General features: G+C 53.1%; 9 protein-coding genes. 5 read left to right on the top strand and 4 right to left on the bottom strand.

Annotated features, from left to right (window positions below; translation table 11 throughout):
* The first annotated feature begins 64 nt into the window (after nt 1-64).
* Entirely contained in the window at nt 65-1,153 is a 1,089-nt protein-coding gene (locus tag OO017_RS10715; RefSeq protein WP_266052486.1) for an amidohydrolase family protein, read from the top strand.
* 860 nt (nt 1,154-2,013) lie between these two features.
* Entirely contained in the window at nt 2,014-3,576 is a 1,563-nt protein-coding gene (locus OO017_RS10710) for a hypothetical protein (RefSeq protein WP_266052485.1), read from the top strand.
* A 79-nt stretch (nt 3,577-3,655) separates the two neighbouring features.
* Here the strand turns inward: OO017_RS10710 and OO017_RS10705 are convergent, their stop codons facing one another.
* Nucleotides 3,656-4,156 (bottom strand): DUF4168 domain-containing protein, encoded by a 501-nt coding sequence (locus OO017_RS10705; protein ID WP_266052484.1) that lies wholly within the window; start codon nt 4,154-4,156, stop codon nt 3,656-3,658.
* 221 nt (nt 4,157-4,377) lie between these two features.
* On the opposite strand from OO017_RS10705, the gene OO017_RS10700 reads away from it, so the two are divergent.
* The gene (locus tag OO017_RS10700) at nt 4,378-5,634 is read left to right on the top strand and encodes a PorT family protein (RefSeq protein WP_266052483.1); all 1,257 of its coding nucleotides are present in this window, start codon (nt 4,378-4,380) and stop codon (nt 5,632-5,634) included.
* A gap of 83 nt (nt 5,635-5,717) precedes the next feature.
* Here OO017_RS10700 and OO017_RS10695 read toward each other — a convergent pair whose 3' ends face one another.
* The 3 genes from OO017_RS10695 to OO017_RS10685 all read right to left on the bottom strand — a co-directional run bounded on the left by OO017_RS10695 (nt 5,718) and on the right by OO017_RS10685 (nt 9,096).
* Nucleotides 5,718-7,109, bottom strand: coding sequence for an FAD-dependent oxidoreductase (locus tag OO017_RS10695; RefSeq protein ID WP_266052482.1), 1,392 nt, complete (start codon nt 7,107-7,109; stop codon nt 5,718-5,720).
* Nucleotides 7,110-7,176: 67 nt separating this feature from the next.
* Nucleotides 7,177-7,767 (bottom strand): alpha-ketoglutarate-dependent dioxygenase AlkB family protein, encoded by a 591-nt coding sequence (locus OO017_RS10690; RefSeq protein WP_266052481.1) that lies wholly within the window; start codon nt 7,765-7,767, stop codon nt 7,177-7,179.
* Between the two features lie 57 nt (nt 7,768-7,824).
* Complete coding sequence (locus OO017_RS10685) at nt 7,825-9,096, bottom strand: cation:proton antiporter (RefSeq protein WP_266052480.1); 1,272 nt, start codon at nt 9,094-9,096, stop codon at nt 7,825-7,827.
* Nucleotides 9,097-9,301: 205 nt separating this feature from the next.
* Here OO017_RS10685 and OO017_RS10680 point away from each other — a divergent pair, with 205 nt between their 5' ends.
* Both OO017_RS10680 and OO017_RS10675 read left to right on the top strand, forming a co-directional pair.
* Nucleotides 9,302-10,636: an alanine/glycine:cation symporter family protein gene (locus tag OO017_RS10680; RefSeq protein ID WP_439651308.1), complete on the top strand. Its 1,335-nt coding sequence runs from the start codon at nt 9,302-9,304 to the stop codon at nt 10,634-10,636.
* A gap of 223 nt (nt 10,637-10,859) precedes the next feature.
* Nucleotides 10,860-13,217: an ABC transporter permease gene (locus tag OO017_RS10675; RefSeq protein WP_266052478.1), complete on the top strand. Its 2,358-nt coding sequence runs from the start codon at nt 10,860-10,862 to the stop codon at nt 13,215-13,217.
* Nucleotides 13,218-13,378: the final 161 nt, after the last annotated feature.

Raw genomic sequence — 13,378 nt, 5'->3', positions numbered from 1 at the left:
CTTGTTGGATTGCCTTGCAGCGCCGCACGCAGTGTAGCCGCATTTTCGTTCGTTTACTACTACCATGGAAGACAAGAAACCCATACTTACTGCTGATAACCTGCTGAAAATAGATATCCACACGCATATTCTGCCTGCCACGTGGCCAAACCTGCGCGAGCGTTACGGATATGGCGGTTTCATCCGGCTGGAGCACCACAAGCCCTGCTGCGCCCGCATGATGATGGACGACAAGTTCTTCCGCGAGATCCAGGACAACTGCTGGGACCCCAAAGTACGCATGCACGAGTGCAGCCACCACCAGGTGGGGGTGCAGGTACTGAGCACCGTGCCGGTGATGTTCAACTACTGGGCCAAGCCGGAGCACACCTATGACCTCTCGCAGATCCTCAACGACCATATCGCCGGCATCGTGGCCGATTACCCCGACCGCTTTGTTGGACTGGGCACCGTGCCCATGCAGGACACCGAACTTGCGATAAAGGAACTGGAGCGTTGTGTAACGGAGCTGGGCATGCCGGGCATACAGATCGGCACGAACATCAACGGACAGAACCTGGATGCGGCGGAGCTGTTCCCCATTTTTGAGGCTGCGCAGGATTTAGGCGCGGCCATTTTTGTGCATCCCTGGGATATGCTGGGCAAAGACCGCACAAGCAAATACTGGATGCCCTGGCTGGTGGGCATGCCCGCCGAGACCACGGTAGCGATTTGCTCTATGATCTTCGGAGGTGTTTTTGAGCGGCTGCCAAACCTGCGTGTAGCGTTTGCCCACGGCGGAGGCTCCTTCCCGTCGACTATCGGGCGCATTGCCCATGGCTTCGAGGTGCGCCCCGACCTTTGCGCCGTGGATAACAATGTGAACCCGCGCGAGTACCTAGGCAAATTCTACTTCGACTCGCTGGTGCATGACCCGCTGGCGCTGGAGTACCTGGTAAACTTAGTGGGGGCCGATAAAATAGCCTTGGGTACCGATTACCCGTTCCCCCTGGGTGAGCTGGAGCCCGGCAAGCTGATCGAGTCTATGCCGTACGACCTGGCCACCAAGGAGCGCATGCTGAGCGGCACTGCCCTGGAGTGGCTAAACCTGAAACGCGAGCAGTTTATGAAAATCAGCCCTTCCGTAAATTTTTCAAAAGATCAGAAAGTATAAGCTGTCTGAGTCAGGGCTTTCGGCAAAACCGAGTCTAACCACCCCTGGCCACATTACTGGAGGTTTAGAGTTTTGGAATGATTAACCCACCCCTGGCCCCTCCCGAGAGGGGATTTTGACCTCTCCTCAACCCTCTCCTTTTCTCGAGGGCCCCTACCCCCAGAACAGGAGAGGGAGTCCGGTTCAAGTGGTATAGCAATGGCTATCGAAAACTGATCCCAGTCTTTCCGTTGAGCGCCTATGCGAGTTTTTCCGGTGACGAGCGGCAGCGAGGCATTGCGACGCAGGAGCAAAGGAAAAGGTCCCAGCGCGATGCGGGAAGACGAGCCCTCCCGGGCTGGAGGGAGCCAAAGCCAGAAATGAAACTTTAGGTTCGTAAGACTAAGGATAAAAGGTAGCTAGAGAGGATAGCTTGTTTCGAGTTGAAGGAAGCAGCGGCTATGGAAGTATAAGTATGCGGATTTGGAAATCCGCGGCAAAAAGGTTCCGGACAGGGATGTCCGGAACAGCGGGAAAGGCAGGTATTAAGTATAGCCAAAGTATAAAGTATGGCTACAGTTGCGTTACAAACTCAACATCATTGTAAGACACAAGTCTGAAGACTTGCGCCAGAAGGGTTGAAGGAAGCAGCGGCTAAAGTATAACGCAAGTATAAACTATGACTTACACGGACAAGGCTATCCGGAACAGCGAACGTTACCAGCTGCAAAGTATAAATCTTCTCGCTCCCACAACATAATCCCTAACCTTACAAAGTCATCAACAGAAGAAACTCTGAATTCTATTGTTCTGCCTGTTAAATTTTATACTTTGGCTAAATATTTGCTCGTTGTAAACATATACAATTCATCCTTAAAATTATGCGTAAACTACTCTTTAGCTTGCTCTTAGTGGGTGCCTTTGCCACGGCAGCACATGCCCAGAAAGAGTTCGCACATATAGAACTACCCATGAACCGCGCCGAGGACCTCGTATCTGTGGCAGATGACGAAGGTAACGTGGTAGTATACTTCTACCAGGGCGGCAACCTGAACTTCGCGATGATCTCACCTTCAGGGGAGAAGCTGGCACAGCACGAGATCCCGTACCGGCACTCCAGAGACCCGCAGGTGATGGGCACCCGTGTAACAGGAGATGAATTCATCTTCTACAGCCGCTATACCAATGGCCGCCGTGAGTATGTGCGTCCCTTTGCCATTAACCGCCACACGGGGGCTTTCCGAAGCCTGCAGGATGTGCAGTTGAAACTGCCTCGCAACGTAACCTTTGTGGGCGGCTTTGGCGATGAGGATCACTTTTACATGCTCTACACCGACAAAGACAGCAACCTGCACCTGTACCGCGACTCAGACGAGAACGTGGCAACCATGGATTACAAGTTGTTCAAGGCCGAGGAGATGCCCCGCACCCGCGACCGCTACGCCCGTGAGTCGGGTATGATCTATGTGCACCCTGATCTGGAGCGCAACGTGTTCACGGGTCATCACCGCAGCAAGATCTACTCGCGCGGAGATAAACTGCACATGATCTTCGACGGGTACTCGCTGCGTGGTAAACCGTCTAAAGAAACAACAACAGAAATCCTGACGCTGGATTGGAGCACCGGGAAAACGGCGTACCGCACGCTGCCCGCCATCAACCAGCGCAACGAGCCAAGCTTTAACTCCTTTCTGCACCAGGACAAGCTGTTCCGCGTGAACCTGGAGAAAGATAAGTTTGTGCTGGCGGCCTTCGACTTCAACACACTGGAGCCCCTGAAAGAGTATACTTATACCGATAAAGAGGAGATAGCCCTGAAATCTACGCCAGTACATCAGCGTGGTGCGGGCGGCTTGTTCTCGTCAGGGTATGAGGTGATAGAGAAGGAGGACAAGGTGATGAAGAACCTGGCCAGCGGTATACCTGCCATTACAGTGGATACCTACAGCGACAGCACCCTGCAGCTTACCATTGGTTCTTATAAAGCACCCACAGAGCGCAGCAACCGCGATGACCGCAGCCGCATGGTGCGCACCCCGGACCGCTACGTGCGCACGTCGCGTGGATTGTTGCTGATACCGGGCCGTTGGACACCGGCTTACAACATCCCGAGCTATTACCTGAACTCGCCGTACTACAGCCGCTATTTCTATGATCCATGGGGGCAGGGCGGCAACATGCCAACAGGCCCGGGTATAAGCACTTATTTCCACACAGTGCTGGATGCCAACAGCCTGACCAAAGTAGAGCAGGAGGGTGAGGTAGAGGTACTGCAGGAGCGCGTGGAGGAGTACGAGCGTAACCTAAAGCCAGAGCCGGAGTTCCAGACGGTGTACCGCTACGGCGATAAACTGCACTACGGCTACTACGATCGCAAGGCCCGCACGTTCCGCATTGTGGAGTTTGCCCACGGGCAGGAGCCGCTAGAACCCGTACAGGAATAATCAGACCATAGTTTTTTTTATACAGAAATGGCCGCCAGTGTTTGCTGGCGGCCATTTTTATACTTGTCGGTTAAAAAAATCAGTTCTGTTTCTCCTGCATCAGCAGGTCAACGCGCTGCTGCACGCCCTGGTCCTGGCGATAAGCCATCATAATCTGCTCATACTTCTCCAGTGTCATGCCGTCCTGCTGTATGGCGGCCTCGAGGTCTTTTTGCAGGGTAGGCTGCATTTCCATCATACGCTGCGCTGCGCTGTTAAAGGCGGCCATCTCCTCGGCGGTGGCTCCTACCTCGTCCAGCTTCTGCTCCTGGTGGGCTTGCGCCATCTGGTTAAATTTATCCACGCTCAGCTTTTCCTCCTCCAGGATGCCCATCATGGCTTTTTCGCCTTCTTGTTGCACCACCATCAGGCGTGTGATGGCGTCTGCAAATTGCTGCAGGTCTGCGTCAGAGAAATTTTGAGGCTGGGCTTGCTGGGGCTGCGGTGTAGTTTCTTGTGCCACAGCGGCTGGTGCTGCCAGGGTAGCACCAAGTATAAGCGCGGCAAAGGCAGCGCCTTTTAGTTTTTGCATAAAATTCATAGAGTCAGGGATTTGTGTTAAAGGTGTGAATATAAATGAGTTTGGCACCAACCTAAGTTAGTGTTACTTGCTTTATACACACAGAAAACAGAAATAGTTGTAAGCCCACGTAAGCCAGGCTGCTTTGAGAGGCTCCGGCTTTTTTCGGGGAGGGAATAATTGATTAACGTGCAGTGTCCAGAATAAAAAAATATAAATATATTCGGGACAAAATTTAACCTATGAAACGAACTTATACTTTGCTGATGGCCTGCCTCTTTATGGTAATGGTCCTTTATCCTCTGTCTATCCAGGCGCAGTCTGACTTCAAGCCGGGCTTTGTTGTACTAATCTCCGGAGACACCCTGAGCGGTTGGGTAGACTATCGCTCCAATATGCTCAGTACTAAAGTCTGCAAGTTTAAAAGTGCAGAGGCTGCGGCAGTGGTATCCTACTCCCCGCAGGATGTTATGGCTTATGGCTTCCCCAACGATAGGTACTACGCCAGCAAGTATGTGCAAGAAGATTCTGCAACAGTGTTTATGGAGGAGCTTGTGCGCAGCAAAATCAACCTTTATACTTTAAACGGTGCTTTCTATGTAGAGAAAGAAGGTTTGGGGATAGAAGAGTTGGTGCATGAGTTCAGAGAGTACTACAGCGAGGATGGCGTATTGCACAGAACCCGTGCCAACAAGCATATCGCCACGCTGAACAAGTACATGAATGACTGCATCCCGATGATTGAGAAGATAGAAAGGGTAAGTCTGACACAAAGCTCGCTCATAAGACTGATTAAAGAGTATAACGAATGCTCTCCGGGGGCGCCTGTGGTGGTGTTTAAGGAGAGCAAGCCATGGTTTGCGGCCGAGTTGGGGGTGGCTGTGGGAGTTAGCCACACGTCGTTAAGCTTCTCGGCCAAAGATGAGAGCTACCTGCACCTGGAGCACTCAGACTTTGGGGCCACTACGTATCCGGTGGGGGGCCTGCTGCTAAACCTGCGTTCTCCCCGCGTGAGTGAGTATACATCGCTGCAGCTGGAAACACACTATTTTAAAACGGGTTTCGAGGATCAGAATTCCTATGACTGGTTCGGGACTCTCTATGAAAATGAGATGGAGATAAGCATGTCTGCCGTGAAGCTAAACCTGGCTGTTCGGCATGAGTTTAACTCCAAAACATTGCAACCTTACGCTAATGCCGGCATCGCCTTAAATTTTTTCCAGGACCGCGAGATAAAGCATATGCAGTATGTAAGAAGAACAGCGGAGAGCACACCTGAGGTGCGCAATAAAGACGATAAAGAGTTTATCACCAACAGGCAGACAGGCATTATAGCCGGGGCCGGCTTTTTGTATAACCTGCGAAAAAGTAAAATGTCGGCAGAAATAAGGTATGAGTACGGCCTTGATGTGCACAACTTTGAGCGGGTAAACTCTTTAAACTCCAGCCTGACCTCTACTACCGGCACTGTTTCCTTTATCACCGGTTATTACTTCTAATCAAAAACTCCGGTTTATACTTGCTGTAACCAGCCAGAAGTATAAACCGGAGTTCCCATAAGATTATTCGACATAACGGATGGCTATACTTCCATCGCGGCGTTATACTTCTTCAGTTTCTCTTTCTGCACGAGCTGCTTCTCCAGTAGCCTCTGCACCTCCGGTTTGTCGTAGTCTTCTATACTTTGGATGTGCTTCATCACCTTCTTCATGATCTTGTCCTGCTGCTGGCCGGTTTCGAGGGCGTAGGAGTAGGGCAGGTCGGTGAAGGTAACCATGGAGTAGAGCGGGATCCACTTGTCCGGGAACTGCTGCGATATCCGGGCCTCGATCTTCTTGCGCAGCAAAAAGCGCGGGTCCGCCACCTTGTCGCGCATCTCGATGAAGTTCATCACGGCCAGGTCGGCAATGGCGTCGGCGTTTGGCTTGCGTCGGCGCTCAAAGGCCTCAAACAGGGCTTCCCAGTCATCGCCCTCAAAGCTATCCAGCATCTGGTCCAGCACGGTAATGTCTTCGAAACCGGCGTTCATGCCCTGCCCGTAGAAAGGCACCACCGCGTGGCAGGCGTCGCCGATCAGCAGCGACTTGCCCTCGTAGCTCCACGGGAAGCACTTTACCGTAACCAGTGATCCGATCGGGTTAGAGAAATAATCCTGGGCCAGGGTAGGCATCAGCGACACCGCATCCGGGAACACCTCCGTGAAGAAAGCCATCAGGTCGGCTTCGTTTTTGATGGCGGCGAACGACTGCTCCCCATCATACGGGAAGAAAAGGGTGCAGGTAAAGCTGCCGTCTATGTTCGGCAGGGCGATCATCATGTACTTGCCGCGCGGCCAGATGTGCAGGGCGTTCTTCTCTATGGCCCAGCCACCAGCGGCGGTTGGCGGTATCGAGAGTTCCTTGTAGCCATACTCTAAGTATGATTGCGCATAGTTAAAGCGCTCGGTCTTCTGCATGGCGCCGCGCACCACCGAGAAAGCCCCATCTGCCCCGAAGAGCAGGTCTGGCTGTATGTTTTCGGGGTTACCGGTTTCCAGGTTGAGCAGTTGCACCTCGTTAGTGCGCAGGTTAACGTCGGTGGCCTGCCGGCTAAAGTGGTAGGTGATGTCCGGGTTAGGTTCCGATAGGTTCATGAGGGCCGCATTCAGGCCGCTGCGAGAGACCGAGTAAATGGATTGCCCCTCCTTGCCGTAAGGCTGGAAGGTGAGGTTGCCCTGCTCGTCGTGCATCATGCGCCCGTGCATCGGGATGGCTACTTTGCGCACATCCTCTTCGATACCGATACCCCGGAGGGCGCGCCAGCCGCGGTCGCTGAGGGCGAGGTTAATGGAACGGCCGCCATCCAGGGTGTTTTTGCGCAGGTCGGGTCGTCGCTCATACAAGTCTACTTTGTGGCCGCGTTTGGCCAGGTACAAAGATAGCAGCGAGCCGACCAAACCAGCTCCCATAATGGCGATGTTCTTTCTCTCGGTCATAGTGTATCAGGGCAGAGCCTCATGTGTATTGTAAAGTAAAGGTTTCCGAAGCGCTTTGGCAAGCCCCTCAGGCAATTACATCCCGAAACGTAAGGTTGATGCGCGGCTGCACTGTTTTGGGGGTTTTGGGGACCTGGTGGAGCCAGTGGTGCTGCGTTGGCCCCTGCATGAGTAGCAGGCTGCCATCAGAAAGTATAAGTGGCACAGATTTCAGGTCTTTGCGGGTGCGGTGCTTAAAGGCGAAGCGGCGCTCGCCACCCAGGCTCAGGCTAGCTATACTTGGCTGCGGCCCCAGCTCCGGCTCGTCGTCGGCGTGCCAACCCATACTATCCTGGCCGGTGCGGTAGAGGTTCAGCAGCACGCTGTTATACTTGTGGCCGGTGGCCTGCTCCACTTTCTGCCGTAGCTCCAGCAGCACGGGCAGCCAGGGCTGCGGCTTGTTCTGCAACCCTGAGTAAGTATAGCTTTTATCGCCGTACCAGGCCGTGAGGCGGGGCATAGGCAGCTCGCGGCCGAACATTTTTATACTTTCCTGCTGCCAGTTCACCTTCCGCATCAGCCGCTCAAAGTATACATCGCTCTCCGGGGATGGTATAAAATCAGGGGCAAAGTATACGTCGGCATCGGGCAAGTGCAGGGGCTGTAGCTGTGGGTGCATGGGGCAAAGTATAAAGTATGAAGTCCAAAGTATAAACTATAAAACGAGAACCGGCGGCTATACCTTTTCCTCTTTGCGGGGCATGCGCTTTTGGTTGCCGCGGTTGCGAAGAGAATCGAGGTAACCCATAGATTTAGTGGCCGTGATACCGTGCAGAACGATGGAAACCGTTACGATAAAACCCACCACACTCCAAAGCTGGTCAGCGTCTGCAAAAGTAACTTTATCCAGGGCAAAGGAGAGGTAGAAAAACGAACCGATACCCCGGATGCCGAAAAAGCTGATCGCCATTTTCTCGCGCAGCGGCATGGTGATGCCCAACATACCCAGCAAACCCGCCACTGGCCGGATAATGAACAGGAACACCAGACCCACTGCCGCTCCCTGCCAGGTAAGGTTGTCCAGTAAGCCGAATACCAGGCTGCCGCCAAACAGCATCAGCAGGATTACCATCAGGATATGCTCTACCTGGTTCACAAAATCGTGCATCTCGGTATGGTATTCGTGCTCCGGCTCGCAGCTACTCAAGGTAATAGCGCCCACAAATACGGCAATAAAGCCATACCCGTGCGCCATCTCGGTAACACCGTAAATCACCAGCGTGGCCGACAGCGCCAGAAACCCCTCCTCCGCCTTAGGAAACCGGGTAAATTTAGGGAGCTGGAAAATAAGGTAAGCCAGCCCACGGCCAATCAGAAAGCCGATCACCACCCCTGAAACGATGCGGTACAGCAGATCGCGCAGCAGCCAGTTACTCAGCCACTCAGAGTCTGTGGCGCTGGCGGCAATGGCTAATACCACGGCCAGCCAGGTAAACGGAAAGGCCATGCCATCGTTCAGGCCAGCTTCGGCGGTAAGCGAGAAACGCACATCGTCCTCTTCCTCCTCATTCGGCGGGCCTACCTGCACCTGCTCTGCCAGCACCGGGTCGGTGGGGGCCAGCACAGCGCCCAGCAGTATGGCTGCCGCAGCCGTCATGCCCAGCACGCCCCAGCCCAGCAGCGCCAGGCCGGCAATGCACAGAACCATAGTGATGCTGACCAGCCGCAGCGGCACCTGCCAGTTCCGCCAGTTTACCTTGCGTCGTATCTTCAGGCCGGTGCCCATCAGCGAGATGATCACGCTCAGTTCTGTAAGATGTACCACATAGTTCTCCTGCCAGATCGGGTCCGGGATGGGCAACTCGGCGGGCAGCAGGTAAATCAGCATGCCGAGCAGCAAAAACAGGATAGGGTATGATATAGCGGTTCGCTTGAGCAAGGCAGGCACCCAGGCCATAGACAGGGCGGCCAGACCCACCAGGGTGATGACGAGTATGTAAGTTGACATGGTGCTTTCTTTTTGGTAGCAACTGGCTTAAAAGCCCGCTCATGTGCTGCAGCAACACAGGCTATACTTGTTGTAGCCACTAGCTTGTAGCATACATACGGTTTTTCGGCTTTTGTGCCTATATTTATACTTCCTAAAACCTAATTTATAGAATTTGAAACGATTAGAGGAAATTTTGGTGGCGTTCAGTGATGCTGCCTGGGGTATGCCCTTGCTGGTTTTGCTGATGGGGGGCGGTTTCTATTTTATGCTTTACTCCGGATTTCTGCCGTTCCGGTACCTGCGCCATGCCATAGATGTGTTGCGCGGCAGGTATGATGACCCCGATGACCCAGGCGATATTAACCATTTTGAGGCACTTTCTGCAGCGCTGGCTGCCACCGTGGGTATGGGTAACATAAGTGGTGTGGCGGTGGCCATTGCCATCGGGGGGCCGGGTGTGCTGTTCTGGATGTGGGTGAGCGCCTTTGTGGGCATGGCCACCAAGTTCTTTACCTGCTCGCTGTCGGTGATGTACCGCGGCCACGACAGCAAAGGGCATCTGGAGGGTGGACCGATGTATGTGATCGAAACGGGGCTCGGCAAAAAGTGGAAGCCGCTGGCGGCCTTCTTCGCCATTGCGGGCTTGTTCGGCACCCTGCCGATTTTCCAGGCAAACCAACTGACACAGGTGATACGCGAGGTGGTGCTCGAGCCCAACGGCCTTAGCTCCGGCGATCCGTTCTATACCAACCTGACCATCGGGTTGTCGCTGGTGCTGATTACTTCTATGGTGATTTTCGGGGGGATACAGCGCATTGGGCATGTGGCTGGCAAAATGGTGCCGGGCATGGTGGTACTCTATATGCTGGCCGTGTTCTACATCATGTTTGCCAACTATGCCAATATACCTGATGCTTTCGCGCTGATCTTTACTGATGCTTTTACCGCTAAATCGATGCTGGGCGGTGCTGTGGGCGCTATTATTATAGCAGGTGCAAGGCGGGCCGCTTTCTCTAACGAGGCGGGCATCGGCACGGCCTCCATGATGCACGGCGCAGCCAAAACCGACGAGCCGATCCGGGAGGGGCTGGTGGCCATGCTCGGGCCTTTCATCGATACCATCGTGGTCTGCACCCTCACCGGCCTGGCCATTATCCTGACGGGCACGTGGCAAACCTCCGGGGCCAGCGGCGTAACCATGACGGCCACAGCCTTTAACAATGCCATGCCGGGCTTTGGCAATTACGTGTTGGTGCTGTGCGTGATGATTTTTGCCTTTACTTCGCTTTTCTCATACTCTTATTATGGCACCAAGTGCTTCAGCTACCTGTTTGGAGCCAGGTATAAGCACCTGTACAACTACTTCTACGTCACGACCATCGTATTTGGAGCCACGGCCACCATTACAGCCGTTATCGCCCTCATCGACGGCATGTATGCCATGATGGCCATCCCTACCATGGTCTCGGCGTTGCTGCTATCGCCAAAGGTGATGGCTGCCGCAAGAGACTATTTCAGGAGGATGCGGGAGTTTAGAGAGGAACAGGTAAAAGTATAAGTATAAAAGTAAAAAGCTGTCGCCTGTAGCTGGTGTTTTATACTTTATGCCAGCTATAGGCGATTCTTTTGTTCGGTATCGTACGTTCTGCTGTCTGATATCGAACAGCACCTGATTTATAATCTGGCGTAACAGGCAGCAAAGCCATATTTTTACATGGCACGTTTGTTGGCTAACGCCAAGCCATTGTATTAACTGTTCACGCCTCCTAAAAGCAGAAACTATGATCCGGCACAGCCTCCTTCTGATGTACAGAAACTTCAAACGGTTTAAAAGCACCTTCTTTATAAACCTGATCGGCCTGTCGTCAGGGTTAGCGTGTGCCCTGCTCATTTTTCTGTGGGTAAGCGATGAGCTGTCGGTGGATGGGTTTCATGAGAATGACAGCAGGCTTTTCCAGGTGATGACCAACCACGATAATGCCGAGGGGGTTACGACGATGGAGGCTGGCCCCGGGCTTCTGGCAGAGACCCTGGCCGAGGAAGTGCCGGAGGTGAAGTATGCCGTCAGCTCCTCCATCATCCCGGACAAGTTTGTCGTTTCCGATGACAACCATCATATCAATGCCTCCGGGCAGTTTGTTAGCAAGGATTTCTTTAATGTCTTTTCGTACCCGCTGCTGCATGGCAACAGAGAGCAGGTGCTGGCAGGCAAAAGCGCCATCGTTATATCTGAGGAGCTCGCCATGAAGCTGTTCGGCACCACCAATGCAGTAGGCAGAACGATAAAATGGCAGATCCTGCACTTCGGAAAGCCCGTGGTCGTGACCGGTGTGTTCAAAAACGTGCCAGCCAACTCCTCCAAACAGTTCGATTTTTTAGCCTCGTTCGAGGAGTTTAAGGATATGCTTGGCGATGGCCTCCACTGGGACAACCACAATGCCGAAACTTACCTGCTGTTAGCGGAAGGCGTGGACCCAGGCCAGGTCAACCAGAAAATTACCGGCTTCATCAAGCAAAAGCTGCCGACCTCTAATGTTTCGCTGCTCATCCGGCCGTATTCAGATAGGTACCTGTATGGGACCTACGAGAATGGCGTACAGGCAGGGGGGCGTATAGCGTATGTGCGGCTTTTCTCTATTGTTGCCGTGTTTATACTTCTGATCGCGTGCATCAACTTCATGAACCTGTCCACGGCAAAAGCATCCAGAAGAATAAAGGAAGTTGGCATAAAAAAGTCTTTGGGAGCCAGCCGGGCGTCATTGGCAATGCATTACCTGGGCGAGTCGCTGCTGATGGCGTTTGCAGCGCTCATACTTGCCCTCACCATCGTGGAGCTTTCCATAGGGCCTTTTAATGCGATAACAGGCAAGCAGCTCGCGCTTTCCTTTGCCCCGGAGTTCGTGTTGGGGGCGTTCGGTATTGCCTGCATTACGGGGCTTCTGGCCGGCAGCTACCCGGCCTTGTACCTTTCGGGTTTCAGGCCGGCGGAGGTGCTGCGAGGCAGGCTCGAGGGTCTGGGCGGAGAAATGTGGGCCAGGAAAGGGTTGGTTGTGTTTCAGTTCACGCTCTCGGTTATACTTATTGTGGCAGTGCTGGTGGTGTACAAGCAGATAGAATATGTGCAGACCAAGAACCTGGGCTATAACAAAGACAACATTGTATACTTTTCTGCAGAGGGCAAAGTGCAGCAGAACCTGGAGCCTTTCCTGTCGGAGGTGAGGCAGATCCCGGGTATTACCAACGCCTCCAGCGGCGGCAGTATCATTGGGGACATTGGCTCTACCATCGGGCTAACGTGGCCCGGGAAAAACCCGGACGATGACGTTGCTTTCCAGACGGTAGCTGTTAACTACGGCATGATCGAGACGCTGGGGATAAGTATAAAATCAGGTCGGGCTTTCTCAAAGGAATTTGCGACAGACACGGCTAAAATAGTTTTTAATGAGACAGCCATTGCCACTATGGGCATGCAAGACCCGGTTGGTAAAACGGTAAACCTGTGGGGGGAGGATAAAAAGATTATCGGGGTGGTAAAGGATTTCCACTTCCAATCGTTGCATGAGCAGGTAAAACCCATGTTTTTCAGGCTGGAGCCCAAACAAGCCATGAAGGTAATGGCCAGGATGGAAGCCGGTAGAGAAAATGAGGCCATTGCGCAGCTGCAGGAGCTGCATGAAAAGTATAACCCGGGTTTTGAGCTCGACTATAAATTCTTGAATGAAGATTATGAGAGCCTGTATGCAGCAGAGCAACGGGTGGCGGTGCTGTCGAAATACTTTGCCGGGCTGGCCATCCTGATCTCCTGCCTGGGCCTTTTTGGTTTGGCCACCTTTACCGCAGAAAGAAGGCTGAAAGAAATTGGTGTCCGGAAGGTTTTGGGCGCCAGTGAGTTTAGTATTGCCTACCTGCTGTCTGTGGACTTCTCGAAACTGGTGCTCATTTCCATACTTATTGCGCTGCCCGCCAGTTACCTGCTTGTAACGTATTGGCTGCAGAACTTTGCTTACAGAATAGAGCTGAAGCTGTGGTACTTTGTAGGAGCCGGCTTGCTGGCGCTGTTTATAGCTTGGTTTACCGTGGGCATGCAGGCCGTAAAAGCAGCAAAAGTAAACCCAACGCAGTGTTTGAGTGATGAGTAGAGGTGAGGATTTTATAATTTTGTAGCGGTATTAACGTACTTAGCCATAAGGCGGCGTAGCTGGCTTATGGGTGTGGTGTGCGCCCAGTATGGGCACCTGATACGAAAGGTATCATATTATTCCAGAGGGTGCAAGTCCCTTACAGGCGAGTTGGTGAAGCC

The sequence above is a fragment of the Pontibacter anaerobius genome (assembly GCF_026241195.1).
Classification (GTDB): domain Bacteria; phylum Bacteroidota; class Bacteroidia; order Cytophagales; family Hymenobacteraceae; genus Pontibacter; species Pontibacter anaerobius.
Note: the sequence above shows the minus strand (reverse complement) of the source record. Positions and strands in the feature narration are given on the sequence as shown.